The sequence below is a fragment of the Sphingobacteriales bacterium genome (assembly GCA_016719635.1).
Taxonomy (GTDB): Bacteria; Bacteroidota; Bacteroidia; order Chitinophagales; family JADIYW01; genus JADJSS01.
In genome coordinates this window covers 696,331-713,081 of the sequence record JADJYT010000001.1, presented here as the reverse complement: position 1 = coordinate 713,081, position 16,751 = coordinate 696,331, and the positions used below count along the sequence as shown (strand labels likewise).

At 41.9% G+C, this 16,751-nt stretch carries 17 protein-coding genes; 5 read left to right on the top strand and 12 right to left on the bottom strand.

From position 1 onward, the window contains the following. Positions 1 to 19: 19 nt before the first annotated feature. Positions 20 to 901 (bottom strand): lysophospholipid acyltransferase family protein, encoded by an 882-nt coding sequence (locus tag IPM95_03290; protein MBK9328342.1) that lies wholly within the window; start codon positions 899 to 901, stop codon positions 20 to 22. Between the two features lie 89 nt (positions 902 to 990). Here IPM95_03290 and IPM95_03285 point away from each other — a divergent pair, with 89 nt between their 5' ends. Then, the gene (locus tag IPM95_03285) at positions 991 to 1,611 is read left to right on the top strand and encodes a WbqC family protein (protein MBK9328341.1); all 621 of its coding nucleotides are present in this window, start codon (positions 991 to 993) and stop codon (positions 1,609 to 1,611) included. Here IPM95_03285 and IPM95_03280 read toward each other — a convergent pair. From IPM95_03280 to IPM95_03230, 11 genes are all read right to left on the bottom strand, one after another. Next, entirely contained in the window at positions 1,601 to 2,434 is an 834-nt protein-coding gene (locus IPM95_03280; GenBank protein MBK9328340.1) for a hypothetical protein, read from the bottom strand. The two genes, IPM95_03285 and IPM95_03280, sit on opposite strands and share 11 nt — an antisense overlap. 112 nt (positions 2,435 to 2,546) lie before the next feature. Then, positions 2,547 to 4,061 carry an acyl-CoA dehydrogenase family protein gene (locus IPM95_03275; protein MBK9328339.1) on the bottom strand — a complete coding sequence of 505 codons (1,515 nt, stop codon included), beginning with the start codon at positions 4,059 to 4,061 and terminating at the stop codon, positions 2,547 to 2,549. A gap of 99 nt (positions 4,062 to 4,160) precedes the next feature. Then, the gene (locus tag IPM95_03270; GenBank protein ID MBK9328338.1) at positions 4,161 to 5,681 is read right to left on the bottom strand and encodes an acyl-CoA dehydrogenase family protein; all 1,521 of its coding nucleotides are present in this window, start codon (positions 5,679 to 5,681) and stop codon (positions 4,161 to 4,163) included. Between the two features lie 109 nt (positions 5,682 to 5,790). Further along, complete coding sequence (locus IPM95_03265; protein MBK9328337.1) at positions 5,791 to 6,111, bottom strand: hypothetical protein; 321 nt, start codon at positions 6,109 to 6,111, stop codon at positions 5,791 to 5,793. A 48-nt stretch (positions 6,112 to 6,159) separates the two neighbouring features. Continuing rightward, positions 6,160 to 6,516, bottom strand: a complete 357-nt coding sequence (locus tag IPM95_03260; protein ID MBK9328336.1) for a four helix bundle protein — start codon at positions 6,514 to 6,516, stop codon at positions 6,160 to 6,162. Positions 6,517 to 6,540: 24 nt separating this feature from the next. After that, positions 6,541 to 7,929: a DUF1446 domain-containing protein gene (locus IPM95_03255; protein MBK9328335.1), complete on the bottom strand. Its 1,389-nt coding sequence runs from the start codon at positions 7,927 to 7,929 to the stop codon at positions 6,541 to 6,543. A 71-nt stretch (positions 7,930 to 8,000) separates the two neighbouring features. Then, entirely contained in the window at positions 8,001 to 8,825 is an 825-nt protein-coding gene (locus tag IPM95_03250; GenBank protein ID MBK9328334.1) for an enoyl-CoA hydratase/isomerase family protein, read from the bottom strand. A 13-nt stretch (positions 8,826 to 8,838) separates the two neighbouring features. Then, on the bottom strand, positions 8,839 to 9,627 hold the full coding sequence (locus tag IPM95_03245; protein ID MBK9328333.1) for a hypothetical protein: 789 nt from the start codon (positions 9,625 to 9,627) through the stop codon (positions 8,839 to 8,841). A 39-nt stretch (positions 9,628 to 9,666) separates the two neighbouring features. Continuing rightward, complete coding sequence (locus tag IPM95_03240; GenBank protein MBK9328332.1) at positions 9,667 to 11,685, bottom strand: acetyl-CoA carboxylase biotin carboxylase subunit; 2,019 nt, start codon at positions 11,683 to 11,685, stop codon at positions 9,667 to 9,669. Between the two features lie 66 nt (positions 11,686 to 11,751). Next, positions 11,752 to 12,111, bottom strand: coding sequence for a four helix bundle protein (locus IPM95_03235; GenBank protein MBK9328331.1), 360 nt, complete (start codon positions 12,109 to 12,111; stop codon positions 11,752 to 11,754). A gap of 40 nt (positions 12,112 to 12,151) precedes the next feature. After that, positions 12,152 to 13,750: an acyl-CoA carboxylase subunit beta gene (locus IPM95_03230; GenBank protein MBK9328330.1), complete on the bottom strand. Its 1,599-nt coding sequence runs from the start codon at positions 13,748 to 13,750 to the stop codon at positions 12,152 to 12,154. A 249-nt stretch (positions 13,751 to 13,999) separates the two neighbouring features. Between IPM95_03230 and IPM95_03225 the strand changes: the two genes are divergently transcribed. The 4 genes from IPM95_03225 to IPM95_03210 all read left to right on the top strand — a co-directional run bounded on the left by IPM95_03225 (position 14,000) and on the right by IPM95_03210 (position 16,739). Continuing rightward, a complete protein-coding gene (locus IPM95_03225; protein MBK9328329.1) occupies positions 14,000 to 14,329 on the top strand; it encodes an SCP2 sterol-binding domain-containing protein in 330 nt (109 codons plus the stop codon). A 100-nt stretch (positions 14,330 to 14,429) separates the two neighbouring features. Continuing rightward, a complete protein-coding gene (locus IPM95_03220) occupies positions 14,430 to 15,110 on the top strand; it encodes a hypothetical protein (protein ID MBK9328328.1) in 681 nt (226 codons plus the stop codon). 9 nt (positions 15,111 to 15,119) lie between these two features. Continuing rightward, on the top strand, positions 15,120 to 15,983 hold the full coding sequence (locus tag IPM95_03215; protein MBK9328327.1) for an SDR family oxidoreductase: 864 nt from the start codon (positions 15,120 to 15,122) through the stop codon (positions 15,981 to 15,983). 9 nt (positions 15,984 to 15,992) lie between these two features. Beyond that, complete coding sequence (locus IPM95_03210) at positions 15,993 to 16,739, top strand: hypothetical protein (GenBank protein ID MBK9328326.1); 747 nt, start codon at positions 15,993 to 15,995, stop codon at positions 16,737 to 16,739. Positions 16,740 to 16,751: the final 12 nt, after the last annotated feature.

The window sequence follows — 16,751 nt, the reverse complement described above, 5'->3', positions numbered from 1 at the left end:
TTTTATGAATGACAATTGGCTAATACTGAATGCCGGCTCTTTTCCATCTCCTGTGGCTCCAAAGCCAGTATTCGGGTTTGCTTTCAATATCCTTTTCCAAAAAGCGGGCATACTTTTCTACAATGATATTTTCTGCTTCTGTCTGGGCATGTTCGGTAATGGTATTGAAATGCAGTTCGTAATACCCGCGGTTCAGCTTCTGAATGGAAGCATATAATACAATGGCATCTGTCCGTTGTGCCAGCGTGTCGAACCCTTTGAAGAAAGGTGTCTGCAGGCTCATGAATTTGGTCCAGTAGGCATTATCCGTATCAACGGGGGTTTGGTCTGCGACAAATGCCACTAAGGAAGGACTTTTTTGTAAGTGAGAATAGAGTGTCTTCAACTGGTTCATGGCCACCAGCTGACAGCCGAATCGGGAGCGGTTTTTGAGCAGAAAATGTTCAAAGGTTTTGTTACCCGGCGGAGAATAGAGAGCATAAGATGGTAATTTGGTTTCCAATCCTGCAAGCAACGAAGCCCATTCCCAGTTACCGTAATGCCCTAACACCACAAAAATATGCTGTTGGCGCTGTTCGTATTTACGGAGCAGGGCATAGCTTTCGTGGTGCAGCTGAATACGTCTTTTAAGTTCATCTTTTGAAATGGTGATACTTTTGATGGTTTCGACCAATAAATCTGCCAGGTGGCGGTAATAATTGCTGCGAATGAACCACAATGCTTCGCTGCGTTGATGCGGAAATGCATTGATCAGATTTAAGTCAATCACGGTTTTGCGATAGGTATATATCCGGTTGAAGAGGAAATAGATAACATCAGACAGCGTAAATAAAAAATCCAAGGGCAAATAGGAGAGCAGCCTGGCATAGCATAATCCAATTTTGGTAAGGATTTTTCGCATAGTGTGAAATTAGGCATTTTTAATCAGGTTCGGATACCTGAAAAACTTTAGATGCATCTATTTGGGATGTAAAATAATATCTTTGCCGCATGAAACAGGTCTTGATAGAATCTCAGTACGCAGGCAGCTGCACCTATTGGAGTATTTTATTGCAGTCGGAAAAGATTATTGTCGACCGGCACGAGCATCTTGTCAAGAGAAGCTACCGCAACCGCACTCATATCTTAGGCGCGAACGGATTACTGAGGTTATCCATTCCGTTGGAGCACGGAAAACATCAGCATGCGGAGATGAAAGATGTGCGAATATCCTATAAGGAGAACTGGCAGAAGTTGCATTGGCAAAGCCTGACATCCTGCTACCGGCGTTCTCCGTTTTTTGAGTTTTATGAAGATGCTTTCCGTCGTTTCTATGAAGATGGATTTGAATTTCTGACGGAGTATAATTTTCAACTGCTGCGGGCTATAAACGGAATATTGAAGACAGAAATGGATATTGCCTTTTCCGACAAATATTATACCGCAGCAAATTTTGAGGGAGCAGATTTCAGGTCTTACCTGCTGCCATCCAAGCCGACTGCACATCATTTTCCGGAATATCCGCAGGTATTCAGCGACAGGTTTGCATTTCAAAATGATTTATCGGTGCTGGATGTTTTATTTAATCTTGGAAGCCGCAGTAAGGAGTATCTGTTAGCGCTTAAATTTTAACTTCCACTTCTACTTTCCAGAGATCTTTGTTCTCGTCTTTGTCGAATTCTTTCTTCAGTTTAACATTGATATTCAGGTTGGACAAAGCCAAATCAGAAACCTCTTTCGGTTTAATGGCATATAGTTTGGATTCAGGTTGCAGGTTTTCCGTTTTTGTAAGCATAGCATTCTTTAAATTGAAATTCCGGAGTTGTATGACTAAATAATTATACATACCATCCGCCTTGGCTTTATCATCTGTTTTCACGAAACTGCAGTTCCAGGTCACTTTACCGGTAGGATTCCTGAAATAAACAGATTCATAAGCCCCGCGAATATTGTAAGTACAGTACACTTTATTTTTGTCGTCGACTATTTTGGCAGCGGTATCAGTGGCATATTTTCCGTTTAGTTTCAACTGGCTAATGGTATAATGAATGCCATCCAGAAATCCATAGTAGCGGTAATCCGGCACCTGCCACCAGGTAGGGTTCATATCCAGCGTGACACGGATACGATTGATTTCATAGTATTTTTCAATACCGTTATAGCGCAGGACTTTCAAACTCATGGGTGTACCCACTTCACCCTGCACCAGGCGCAGCACTTCCCCGTAGGTCATTTGGTGAACAGAGATCTTATCAATTTCTAAGATTAAATCTCCCGGTTTCAGGGAATGGGCATTGATATAGCTGTTTATTTCCAGGGATTTGATGATGGGCCGTTTGGCAATGGAGTCAAAAATGGCCATACCTCCGATGCCACCGATGTTTTTGCCGGTTTTCTGTGCACTGATAGTAAGACTGATACTGAGAAGTATCCCCCAAATAAATAAAAATCTCATCCCCTTGATTTTCTGTAGTTCTATCAAATATACGACCAAATCCGCTTAAAAACAAAAGCCCTCCGGTTTTTTGGAGGGCTTTACAGGTATAATCTGTCTGTTATTTACAATTCTATAACTTTTTAAAGAGTCCGCCAAAGGCCATCATCTGCATCAGGTCTGACACTTTGATCTTTCCTGTCATAAAGGCTTCCTGCGGATTGATTTTGCCTGTTTCGACGTTGATGTAGGTTTTGTCATCCGTTTCGACCAGGCAATTGGCATCGCCGTGCAGACCTTTCTCTACCTCCAGTTTTCCATCAGCAATCGATACTGTAAAGGCATCATTGGTGAACTGAAAATGTATATTCAGGTTTTTACCGGCTGCTTTTTCCGCTTTGAAGCGGGACGGAAGTGTGGCAAAAATGTCTGCTACGGTGTTCAATGATGGTTTTTCTCCATTATTACCGGCAGATGAAGCCCTTTCATAGTTCACGTCGTCAATCACCATTTTAGCAATGATTTCCCGCATGATTTCCGATGACCCGCCGCCAATAGTGCCGATACGGGCATCCCGGAACGCACGTGCCGCCTTATATTCCTCCATATAACCATAGCCACCTAAAAACTGCAATACCTGGTAGGTGCATTTATCCGCTAATTCGGTAGCAAGCAGTTTCGCCATAGAACTTTCTTTTACGGCATATTTGCCCTCGGCGTTCATTCTGCAGATATGTAATATGAAAAATTTTACCGATTCAATTTCTGCGGACATCTGTGCTACACGATGGCGCAGTACCTGGAATTTATTGATGGTGCGGCCAAAAGCACTGCGCTGGCTCATATATTCCAGTCCGTATTGCAGGATGGCTTCACAACCGGCATAGCCCATGATGGAACCTGCTAAGCGCTCCAACTGCAGGCCACCCATTAAATAGTAAAAGCCTTTTCCTTCTTCACCCAATAAATTTTTTGCCGGCACTTTGACATTGTCGAAATGAAGTTCGGCAGTGTCGGATGAATACCAGCCAAGTTTTTTAAGCTTGTTTTTTGCGATGCCTTCACTGTTTAAATCCACCACCAGTAAGCTCACCCCAGCCGCTCCCGCTTCGGGATTGGTTTTGCAAACCAGGATAACGAAGTGTCCGTAAATCCCATTTGTGATAAATGTTTTGGAACCGTTCAGAATATAATAATCACCTTCCTTTCTGGCACGCATCTGAATGTTGGCTGCGTCGCTGCCGGCGCCGGGTTCGGTAATTCCTATGCAGCCGATTTTAGAGCCTTCAATAGCAGGCTTTAGATAGTTTTCTTTTAGGTATTCGCTGCCGTGATGCATAATGTAAGGCGTGCTCATAAAAACCTGTACGGCTGCCGTAATGGCAAAGCCACCGGAGAATATCTTAGAGATTTCTTCGAGCATGACCACATTGTAGAAAAAATCCAGGTTGCTGCCGCCATACTGCTCCGGATAGCATAGGCCGAAGTAACCCATTTCACCGAATTTCTTCCAGAATTCGCGCGGTATTTTTCCGTCCAGTTCCCACTGGTCAATATTTGGAATGGCTTCTGCTTCCAGAAACTGACGAATCGTTTTCCTGAAGGATTCGTGTTCTTCGTTAAAGTAATAAGATAGTGCTGTTGACATTTTTATTGATTTTAATTTTGTATATTCTTTCTTGTTGTCATTGCGAGGTACGAAGTAATCTTATTTTATTGAGATTGCTTCTCTGCGATCGCAATGACGTTAATTGGTAATTTTTTTGAACAGCCCACCAAACTGCATCAGCTTGCCCAAATCACTGACTTGAATTTTACCTGACATAAACGCTTCCTGCGGATTGAGTTTGCCGGTTTCCACTCCGATGTAGGTTTCGGTTGTTGTTGTGATTGTGAGGTCGACGGTCGACGGTCGACGGTCAACCGTGGACTGTAACACTTCCTGATTTTTTATTTCAATCAGGTAATTTAAATTATTCTCAAACTCAAACAATACATTCAATTCAACACCATTCGCTTTTTCTTTTTTTAATCTGGATGGCAACGTTGCAAATAATTCATCAATAGTCAAATCTTTTGTCTGCGGACTGCTGACTGCGGACTGATTGCCATACGACACATCATCAATCACCATTTTGCTGATAATCTCCAGCATAATTTCCGACGAACCTCCGCCAATCGTGCCTAAACGGGAGTCGCGGAAGAAACGCGCCATCTTGTATTCTTCCATATACCCGTAACCGCCAAACATCTGCAGACACTGATAGGCCACTTTATCGGATAATTCTGTCGCGAGGTATTTTGCCATGGAGGCTTCTTTCACGCAGTAGTTTTTATCTGCATGCATTTCGCAAACGTGGTAGGTGAAGGTTTTGACACTTTCAATTTCCGCTGTCAGCTGTGCCATTTTGTGGCGAAGTACCTGGAATTTATTTATGGTTCTACCGAAGGCTCTGCGTTCGTTCATGTATTGCATGGTATATTCCATTGCCCATTCGGAAGAGGCGAGTGCTCCTAAGGCGAGCGTCAGTCGCTCCAGTTCAAAACGCTGCATGATATAGTAGAAGCCTTTGTTTTCTTCGCCTAACAGATTTTCTACGGGCACTTCCACATTATCAAAGGCAATCTCTGCCGTGTCACTGGCTTTCCAGCCTAATTTTTTCAGGTTATTTCGCGAAAGTCCTTTGGAATTGCCTTCCACTAATATCATGGAAATACCGCCAGATCCGGTAGATGCGGTTTTACAGGCGACAATCATATAATCACAGAAAACGCCGTTGGTTATAAACACTTTACTGCCGTTGATGATGTATTTGTCGCCTTGTCGTACCGCTGTTGTTTTAATCCCTGCAACATCACTGCCTGCATGCGGCTCGGTGATGGCGAGTGCGCCGACATATTCACCGGCAATCGCTTTTGGAAGGTATTTTTCTTTCAGGTAATCGCTGGCCTCGTGTTTTAAGTGCGACAGCGACAAATAGGGATGTGCGGAAATGCTGGCGCCAAAACCACCGGAGTTCGACTTGGACACTTCTTCAATGAAAATGACATCGTACCAAAAATCAAGATTTGAGCCGCCATATTTTTCTTCTTGTGTCATGCCGAAAAAGCCCATATCACCGAACTTCTTAAAAAGTTCTTTCGGTAAACGCTGATCTTCTTCCCATTGGTCAACAAAAGGCACGACTTCCTTGTCTAAAAAATCGCGCAGGGTTTTACGGAACAATTCATGTTCTTCCGTGATGTAGTATGATTCTAAATTTGTCATGATTATCTTTTTTATCGTCATTGCGAACGCAGTGAAGCAATCTGTTATTATTCATGAGATTGCTCCCTGTCCGTCCAGTCAGGCGGGCGTTCCTTGCAATGACGTTTGTTTATTCGCTAATATTTAATTCTAATCTTAGCAGATGGCTGCTGAAATTTTTACCCAACGTATCCATCCGCAAACTTCTGGAAGCACCGCCGTCTAAGGCTTCGTGGCAGACAAAGTTTAAACTTTCCAGCGCGTCCCATTCAAAGCGTTCCACTTTTCCTTTGATGAGTCCTCTGAAATGTGCTTTTACGATGTCGCACGTTAAATATTTTTTTAGCGTCTCAAAATCTTCTCTGGATTTTGCCATCACGCCGATATTGCACACATTGTTTTTGTCGCCGCTGCGTGCACTTGCTATGTCTATTAGTTTGATTGTTGTCATAATGTGTAATTTACCAATTTGAAAATGTACCGATGTAACAATGGTACTTTATTGCTTGTTTTTTGATGTTGTAATAATTTTGGCGAGGATTAATTTGATAGATTTTAATTTTGATTGTAATTCATCCGTATCCGGATAATTCTTTGAAAAATGACAGAGTTCTAACCAGTATTCTGTTTCTTCCACTTCTTTGATCGCTATTTTAATCTTATGTATAAAGTCAGCCTTGCTTTCTGCATTTTGAGCTTCTCTGACATTTGCACCAATAGAAGTTCCAGATTTTAAAATCTGATTTGCAATTACAAATCTTCGATTTGATTCTAATGTTTCTGCAAATTCAATGATTGCTAATGAAAATTCAAAAGTTAGCTTAAGGATGATATTCTCTTTTGTTTTACTTTTCATTGGTACATCGTTACATTACTACATTTATACAGTTATAAAATTAATCTCCTGTTTTATCAATTCCCTTGGTATGAGTGTCGGCCATAAGCTCAGCATGGCACGGTTCATGTTGCCCCAGCCCGGCACGGAAATCACACCCGGAGGACCGTTCAATCCTAAACAGGTGATACCTGCAATGGCGGTTTTTCCGGTGCGGTCATCCTTGTGTTTTAAGGCGATGCGCAAACCGAGTTCACTGCGCTGATTCAGTTCTTCAGCCGCCGGAATATCCACTGCATCTTCATGCAAGCCATTCACGCCAATGATATTAAAACGCGATTCGAGAATTTGCACCGGCAGTTTCGCCCAGGTTTCTTTCACCGCTTTGATGAACATCTGAACCTTATCATATGCGAAAGGGTAGGAGAAGAAGAAGAATTGTTCGGTGACAAATCCTTCGTGCTGTCCCATCACAAGTTTCAGTTTTTCCGGACGCGGTTTACCTTTGATGCCGGAAAGACTCACGCGATTTTCTTCCACATCTTCCAGTTTGATATTGGATAAATCCACCACCACATCCGGTGTGATATAATTCGTCGGGTCGTGAATTTCATATACAAGCTGCTCACGAATCGTATTTCTGGAAACTTTTCCACCGGTATGCTGCGCTTTGGTTAAAATGGCCGTACAATCTTCGTTGACATGTGCAATCGGATAGCCTAAGTCGGAAACACTATAATTCATAGGCCATTCGGAGTAGGCGTTGCCGCCGCTGGCTTGTCCGCCGCATTCTAAAATATGTCCGATAGTAATCCCGAATGCCAGTCGGTCCCAGTCTTCCTGCGTGGAAGCATCGTCAATCTTCCAGCCATATTCGTGCGCCATGATGCCGAGTGCTAAACACGGATCCGCTACACGGCCGGCAAGGATTAAATTCGCACCCTGATCCAGGGCGTCTTTCACGGCTTGCGCGCCGGTGTATACATTCGCATGGGTAACGGGATATTTTGCAGGATAGGGCTCATTCGAATCCAGATTTTCCAGCAATAAGCCTTTCTCCTTAAATTCATCCAAACGGGTGACGCAGTCGTCGCCGGTGATGGTGGCAATCTTAATGCCTTTGATGCCTGACTTTTCCAGAATCGCTTTCACTTTCTGTGCGGCGCTTTCCGGATTGAGACCGCCGCTGTTGGTCACGATTTTGATGCCTTTTGAAAAAGCAATCGGATACAAGGTTCTCGCATGCACTTCTATGTCGCGCGCATAACCCATGGTTGGGTCCTTGATTTTGTCTTTCTGCAGGATGGAAAGTGTCAGTTCCGCCAATGCATCGTGCATCAGGTAATCCGCTTCTCCCTGCATGGCTATCTGTATGGCGCCTAAAGGAGAGTCTCCGTAGAAACCCTGTGCGCCTGCTATTCTGATTGTCTTCATAATGTACTAATTTAACGATGTAACGATGTAACAATGAACTTAATCGGTACATTGGTACATCTTCTAATTGATTAATTTCCAGTCCAACTCGCTTTTCTTTTTTCCTTAAACGCAGCCAATCCTTCCGCTGCATCTTTGCTGCTCAGGCATTGCATCAGCATGGCGTGCAGGTATTTGTGTTTCTCATCTGCTTTCAGGGATTTCATTTCATGAAAGGCTTTCAACCCCAAGCGTATTGCCGTAGGTGATTGTTCTTTTATGTCTTCCACGAGTTGTTGTACCGTAACTTCCAATTCATCTGCTTTCACCACGGCAGAAACCAGACCAATTTCTTTTGCTTCCTGAGCCGTCAGTGTTTTGGCGCGCAGACATAAATCCAGCAATTGCCGTGCGGACATTAAGGGTTCCAACGTAGCCATGACCTGAAACGGGAAAATACCGCGTTTCACTTCAGGCAAGCCGAATTTCGCCTCTTCCACAGCGACGACATGTGTAGCACCGCCAATCATCAGGAAGCCGCCGGCGTACACATCTGCATGTACCTGTGCGATGCAGGGCTTGTGCAGACCGTTGAATTCATCGCCCAGTTTTACCATATCTTTAGGCATGGGAATCGTGGATGGCTTTTCGGTGGTATCCGCTCCGCCGAAGGCCTTTAAATCCGCACCAGCACAAAACGTCGGTCCGTTGGCTTTCAGCACGACCGCCCAGATGGCATTGTTGTAATGCGCGTAGGCGAGGGCATAAGCCAATTCATTCGCCAATGGCATATGAAAGGCATTGCGTTTATCCGGACGATTGAGCGTGATGCTGAGCACATTGTCCTTTTCTTCCACAATCAGATACGCGAAAGATTGTTCGGAGAAATTACTGATGTCTTGTTGTGTGTATAGCATGGGTTATGTCTTTTTAATTTATTTTAGGTAATGGGTTGATAAGTTTTGTTATATATAAATTGTATGTTTTATTGTATTCGTCATTGAATTCATTTAAAATTTTAAGTAAGTTGTCTTTGATGAAAACTTTTAGTTTATATTCATCTTCTCCAAAAGTACCTTTTTTGAAATTTTGTATAATTTCAATTTCAGAAAGGTTGTTCGTTTTTAAGAATGTTAGTTTATTTAAGAGTAATATCTTTTCGTTTATGTTTGAGTCTAGTTCCTTAATGTCCTGAATTATTCTTAATGAAAGTAAATAAGTTCGAATAATATCTTCATAGTGTTTTCTTAGATAAATATCTGCTTTCATAAAGCCACCTGGATTGAGTAGAGTGAATATATGTTCAATTGATTCAATCCCTCTTAAGTAAGTGGCTTTGTTATAAACAGATGGATTTATATTTATTTTAAAAGATTGGATGTCGTGTCTTATGTTTTCTATTATTTTTAAGTGTCTGTCTATTGTATTATGTATGTTTTGTTCTTTTAACATTCTATTTGCAATTACTTGTTCTCTAAATGCAATATAAACTAAGAATGATGAAAATAAGCCAATAATAGGTGCTGTCATTCCTCCAATTGCATCACCTATTTCATTTGCTTTTAAGCCATTAAAAATTCCTAAAGGAGAGTCTTTTATAAATAATCTTGGAAGAATGATTACAATAACAATAAATCCTAGAAATACCCAAACGATATTATTAGAAACAAAATTTACAATTTTGTCGTTTAAAGATATTTTATTTTTTTCTTCTTGCATTATTCCATTATTTCATTGCTACATTGTTACATTTTTACATTACTCTTCCTTCATCTTCAACAACAACGTTCCCGCTTCCAAAAACTGTTTATCCGTTACATATACTTCTTCCACTTCGCCGTCGGTATGGGCTTCTATGGTGCTTTCCATTTTCATAGAAATCATTTTCAATAAGGCATCGCCTGATTTTACCGCATCGCCCGGTTTTACCAATACTAATGTGATTTCACCCGGCATAGGAGCGATGTAACCGCCTTTCACGACTTCCTCATTCGGATTCGGGAAACGGTCCACGATATTCAATACGATTTGTCCGAGTTGCGCGGACTGTATGAAGTACTGATGTCCGTTTTTGGAAATGAAGAAGTTACGACGGATGCCGTTTATTTCGAGGGTGTGCCAAACAGGATGAGATTCCGATCCGCCAGTTGGCGGCTCGGAATGACGGCGCTCATTTGCGTTATGATAAATAGATGTAAATTCTTTATCGGCAAAAGAAATCTGCAGTTCGTTGTTGTTGCTGATATATGTAATCGGGAATTCAAATCCGTGGAAGGAGTAGGTTTCCTTTTGAGGCTGATACGCATTGTTTCTCCAGCCTGCCGGAACACCTTGTGCCACGGTTCGTTCCTGCTGACGTTGCAGGAATCTATAGTGAATCAATGCACAGGTCAGGATATCCAGCGTTTCCTGCGGATATTTTTCTCCTTCGTATTTGAATACCTTATCTAAAAAGTGGGTGTCAAATTCGCCTTTCTGAAAATGTTCATTCTCTAAAATGGCAATCAGGAAGTTTTTATTGGTAGTGAAACCTGTACAAACCGTTTCCTGTAAGCATTTCTTTAAACGATTGATGGCTTCGTTTCTGTTTTTACCCGAACCAATTACTTTAGCAATCATAGGGTCGTAGTACGTGGAAATTTCAGAGCCGCTTTCAATACCCGTATCATAACGCAAACCTTCTGAATTAGCTGGAATCCAGTCCAGGATTTTCCCATTCACCGGCATGAAATTATTGGCCGGATCTTCCGCATAAAAACGCACTTCAATGGAATGTCCGCATTGTTGTACGTCTTCCTGTTTGAACGGAATAGAGTTGCCCGCAGCTACTTCAATTTGCAGACGCACCAAATCCAAACCGGTCACTTCTTCCGTAATTGGATGTTCCACCTGTAAGCGTGTATTGACTTCCAGGAAATAGAAGGACTGGTCGGGAGCTACAATAAACTCTACGGTTCCGGCATTGTCGTATTGGATGGCTTTGCACGCCGCAACTGCAGCATCGCCCATTTTTTGTCGCGTTTCTTCCGTGATAAACGGTGAAGGACTTTCTTCCACCACTTTCTGATACCGGCGCTGAATGCTGCACTCGCGTTCAAATAAATGAATCGCGTTGCCGTGTTTATCACCGAAAATCTGAAACTCCACATGGCGTGACGTGTCGAAATATTTTTCAATCAATAAGGTATCATCACCAAAACCGGATAAGGCCTCTGATTTTGCTTCGTTGATGGCTTTGTCGAGTTCGCTTTCCTGACGCACGATACGCATCCCTTTTCCGCCGCCGCCTGCACTGGCTTTCAGCAACACGGGAAATCCGATTTCTATGGCTTTTGCTTTAATAGTGGCTTCGCTCTGGTCGTCGCCCTGATAACCCGGAATGGTAGGCACATTGTGCGACTGCATGATTTTCTTGGCGCCGATTTTGGAGCCCATCACTTCAATCGCCTGCGGATGCGGTCCGACCCAGATGATGCCTTCGTCGTTGCAGCGTTTGGCAAATTCCGTGCGTTCAGATAAGAAACCATAGCCCGGATGGATGGCATTGGCACAGGTTCGTTTCGCAGCATCGATGATTTTATCCATGACCAAATACGACTCGGCAGGTTGTTTGCCGCCAATGCGCACCGCTTCATCTGCCAGCTTTACAAATAGCGCATGTTCATCTGCATCTGAAAAAACAGCCACGGTGGCGATGCCCATTTCTTTGCAGCTTTTGAATATACGCACCGCAATTTCACCGCGGTTCGCTACTAGTAGTTTGGTTATTTTACTCATATTTATGATTTATGATTTCAGAATTCAGATTTGTTTTACTCATGATTTATGAATTCAGAATTCAAATTATTTTTTGTTATTTTTAAATTTAAGTGTTTTTAGAATTGCAGAAAATATTGCAGTTAATTCATTAGCTTCCTTTATCAATTCATCAATTCCTTTTAATTGTGTATTTGTTTCTTCTAATAGTTCAAACCAATAAATTGATTCATCAGCTTCTTCTTGAATAATATTTATTTTGTTTACGAAATCAGGATTAGATTTTCCGCGTAATGCAGCCCTGTAATTTGCACCAACAGAAGTTGCCGATCTAATAACTTGTTTAATTATTACAACATTTGCATAAGTTGGCTTAATTCCATCTGTGAATTTTATAGTATTCACTGCAAATTTCTTAGTTCTATCTTTTAATTCAGTCGAATTCATGCTGCTGTTTAAATCTTAATTCATAAATCTGAAATCGTAATTACATGCGGTAAACTCCCCAGGCATTCGTGCCTTTCACTTCATTCATATAGGTTAAGGCTAAGACCAGTCCGAACACATGACGAGTATCTCTCGGGTCGATGATGCCGTCATCCCAGAGCTGACCGGTAGCGAAGAATGCATTGCTTTGTTTTTCAATTTCCGCTTTCATGAATTCTTTCATCTGCGCTGCCTGCGCTTCATCGAATTGCTGTCCGCTTTTGATGGCGGCTTCACGGCTCACCATCTGCATCACACCGGCCAATTGTTCAGAACCCATGACTGCAATCATGCTGTTCGGGTAGGAGAACAGGAAACGCGGATTGTAGGCGCGGCCGCACATCGCATAGTTGCCCGCACCGTAAGAAGCACCCATCATCAGGGTGAACATCGGCACTTCAGAGTTGGAGACAGCGTTTATCATTTTCGCTCCGTCTTTGATCATTCCGTTTTGTTCGTATTCTTTACCCACCATAAATCCGGTGATATTTTGCAGGAATAAAATAGGTGTGTTGTTCATGTTGCACAACTGGATAAAATGTGCGCCTTTGTTAGAGGAGTCATTAAAGAGCACACCATTATTACCTATAATAGCAATCGGATAACCGTGTATTTTGGCATAGCCACAGATTAAGGTAGTGCCGTATTCTTTCTTGAATTCATGAAACTCAGAGCCATCTACTAAACGGGCAATCACTTCACGGCAATCAAACGGCACTTTTGTATCTACTGAAACAATGCCAAGTAACTCGTCAATGGAATAGTTAGGTTCTTTGTAAACGCCTGTGTTTTTTGTGTCATGTTTTACATCCAGATTTGCCATTAGTTCACGTGCAATTCGGATGCCGTCGAGTTCGTCCTGTGCCAGGTAATCGGATACACCTGAAATTTTGGAGTGCATTTCTGCGCCGCCTAAGGTTTCATCGTCTACAATTTCATTGGTTGCCATTTTTACCAGTGGAGGTCCTGCTAAAAATACTTTTGCTTTTCCTTTAATGAAGATGGTATAATCGGACATGCCCGGAATATAGGCACCGCCGGCAGTGGAATTGCCAAATACAATAGAAATGGTTGGAATGCCTTTCTTAGAACGGCGGGTGATTTCTTTAAAATTATTGCCACCTAAATTGAATACCTGCGCCTGATCGGGTAAGTTGGCACCCGCACTTTCCACGAGGTTGATGGATGGCAGGTTGTTCTCATTCCCGATTTCGTTGATGCGCAAGGCTTTTTTCAAGGTAGCGATATCAATGGCACCGCCTTTATTGGTGCCCACATTGGCTGTAATCAGACACATTTTGCCTGAAACGAACCCAATGCCGGCTACCATGGTACCGCCTGTTCCAAAACCACCTTTAACACCCAATCCAGCCAATGGCAAAAGTTCTAAAAAAGGGGAGTCCTGATCGAGTACGAGTTCTATGCGTTCGCGTGCCAGAAATTTGCCTTGAGATTTTGCCTTAGCAAGATGTTTTTCTTCTCCCTGATACAAGGATTGTTTTAGGTGCTTATTCAACTCTTCAATCTTCACCAGCATCTTCTGATAATTCTCTTTGTAAGCGGCTGAATTGGTATTGACTTTAGATTTTATGACACTCATTATTGTCTAAGTTTGGATGAATGGATTTATGGTTTAAACAGATAAACAAGTTTACGCAATTTCTTTCTATTTGACTAAACGTTTGGTAAAATATTTCATGTAAAATTTATGTTAATAGTTCGTAATTAATAGTTTTTCAGTAACTTGTGGAATATTAACAAACGAACGTTTGGTAAAATTTTGTTTATTCAAAAAAAATATTTTACATTTGGGTTAGAAATCAATTTTTAACCAACAAAAAGAATAAAAATGACAGCAAAAGAGATTGTATTAGCATTACCGGGAAGATTGAAAGTGGAAGAAGCTGCGGGACAAAGCGGTGTTTTTCATTTTCAATTGGAAGGTGAAACAGGCGGAGAATTTACAGTAAACGTAGCAGAAGGACAATGCACGGTAACAGATGGTTTATCCGGCGAGCCGGATTGTGTCATCTCGGCATTGGCAACGGATTTTGAAGATGCTGAATTGGGAAGAGTAAACAGACAAATGGCAGTAATGATGGGTAAAATCAAAATCAGCAACCTTGGTGCGATGTTGAAATTCATCGGTATGTTTAATGATATGCCTGCTGAATCATAACCGGACAGAAAGTATATTTTAAAGAGCAGCTGTCCAGCTGCTCTTTTATTTTAAAAGGAATTGAAACAGGAATTTACTACTTTTATACTTTCATACTTTCATGTACATTCAGGTTCGATATACGGAAATACTAAAGCAGGTGCTGGGAATGATCCTTATTCCGACGGTATTGGTACTGCTGTTTATTTTGTTGATGACAGGGCTAAAGAAATATGAATTTTCGGAAACACTGATGACAATATTTATTTTTGTTGGCACTTTTATAGTAATAGGATCCAGTGTGCTGATAATCATAAAAGGTATAATAACAAAGGCACAGTTAGACTATGACGGGTTCGGGCTGACGATAACCATACTTTCTAACAGCATTTTTTTTCCTAAAATACAACAGATTCCATTCTCCAGCTTACGTCTGTTTTCTGTTGAAGAAGATACTAATGGCAGGGCGTTCATCTCCATTAAAACGCAATCACCCCTCAAATCGATTTTACTTTTTCCGCTTGTGCAGGATGAGCCGGAAGCGTTCCTGTTGTTTGGAGAGCAGTTAAAAGCCTATATTGCCCACATAAATATGTCGTTGCCTCAGTATGCTATTCAGCAGACAGGGTTTTATGAAGGCCGGTGGATGAAGGGACTGGCTATTGCAGCCATACTCCTTGTTATCCTTGTAACGGGATTTAAAATTTACAAACCTGAATCTGTATCATATTTGCGGCTGCTGTTTATGTATGTCGTCAGTATTCCGTTTATATATAAAGTATTTCAAAATCGCTCTCAGTAAATTGATTAAATGAAAAATAAAGTTGTGGTAATCACCGGAGGAAATTCCGGAATTGGCCGTGTAACAGCAACAGAAATTGCAAAGATGGGGGCGAAGGTCGTCTTAGTTTGCCGTAATGAGAAAAAAGCGAGAGCGGTGCAGGATGATATTAATGCCTTAACTGGTCTGAATAACTGTGATTTGTATATCTGCGATTTTAGTTCACATGCATCCATCCGGAATTTTGGGTTAGAGTTTCATAAAAAATACGATAAGGTGGATGTGCTGATTAATAATGCAGGTGCCATTATTGGCGAGCGGCAGGTGAATGAAGATGGTTATGAGATGATGTTTGCAACCAATCACCTTGGGTATTTTCTGGTAACGCATTATTTACTGGATTTATTAAGAAAATCAGAGCAGGGGCGGATTGTGAATGTCGCCTCTTTGGCACACCGGTTTACAAATATGAGATGGGATGATATGCAGGCGGAAAAGAGTTTTAATTCGATGATACAATATGGATTTACCAAGTTGTGCAACATCCTTTTTAATAAGGAACTCGCGAGGCTGTTAAAAAATTCAACCAATGTTACTGTAAATTGCCTGCATCCCGGCAATATCAACTCCAATTTTGGAAGAACGGGAAACCCTGTCCTCAAATTTCTAATGGATAACTTTGGTTTCGTTTTAACGTCTCCGGAAAAAGGTGCCGAGACTTCCATCTATTTAGCCACTGCACCCGAAGTAAAAGGAAAGACAGGTTTATACTGGTACAGAAAAAATCCTACTGTGCCTTCATTGGAGGCCATCAGCTCAGAAAATGCAAAACGACTGTGGGAGATTAGTATGAAGTTGACGGGACTGAAAGAGTACGGTAACATCAATCACTAAAATTCCTGTATGACGGCATCCGTTGATTTCAGCCGATTGATTTATTTCTTTGCAGATAATTTGCCTGCACCCCGACTTATACTTTGGTTGTTTCCGGTTGCGTTGTTGTACAGTTTTCTATCCTTATTCACAGCAGGCATTTGTAAGAAAGCACTTTTATGGAAAACCGGTTACAGCCGGAAATTATTTCATTTCCTGATTTTCTTTTCCGCTTTCGGATTACAACTTACCATTGGAATCGGCGGCGTATTCATTTTGGGTTGGGCGGTCACCATTCTATTGGGATTGGCAATTTATAAGGGCGACGGTTTTGTCCTGTATGAAGCATTGGCAAGAGAAACGGATGCACCGCAACGAACACACTACATCCTTTTTTCGTACATCGCTACCTTTTGCGGCGGCATACTCTCTAATCTGCTTTTCGGGCATTTTGCCATGTTGGGATATGCCATCACCGGATTAGCCGATGCGGTTGCAGAGCCTGTGGGTACAAGATTTGGCAGGCATCGTTACAAGGTATTTACATTTAACAGGCAGCCTGCTTACAGAAGCCTGGAAGGCAGCACGGCCGTTTTTATTGCAACGGTGTTTGTTGCAGCGATTGTTATAAGATCTGTTTTCATTAGTGCATTTTCATGGCCACTGATACTTCTGATTGCTTTTTGTTGTACCATCACAGAAGCCTTGTCACCAAGAGGCTTTGATAATTTTTTTCTGCAAATGACAGCAACCCTGCTGCTGTATCTTATCTGGTAACGAAAAAGATTA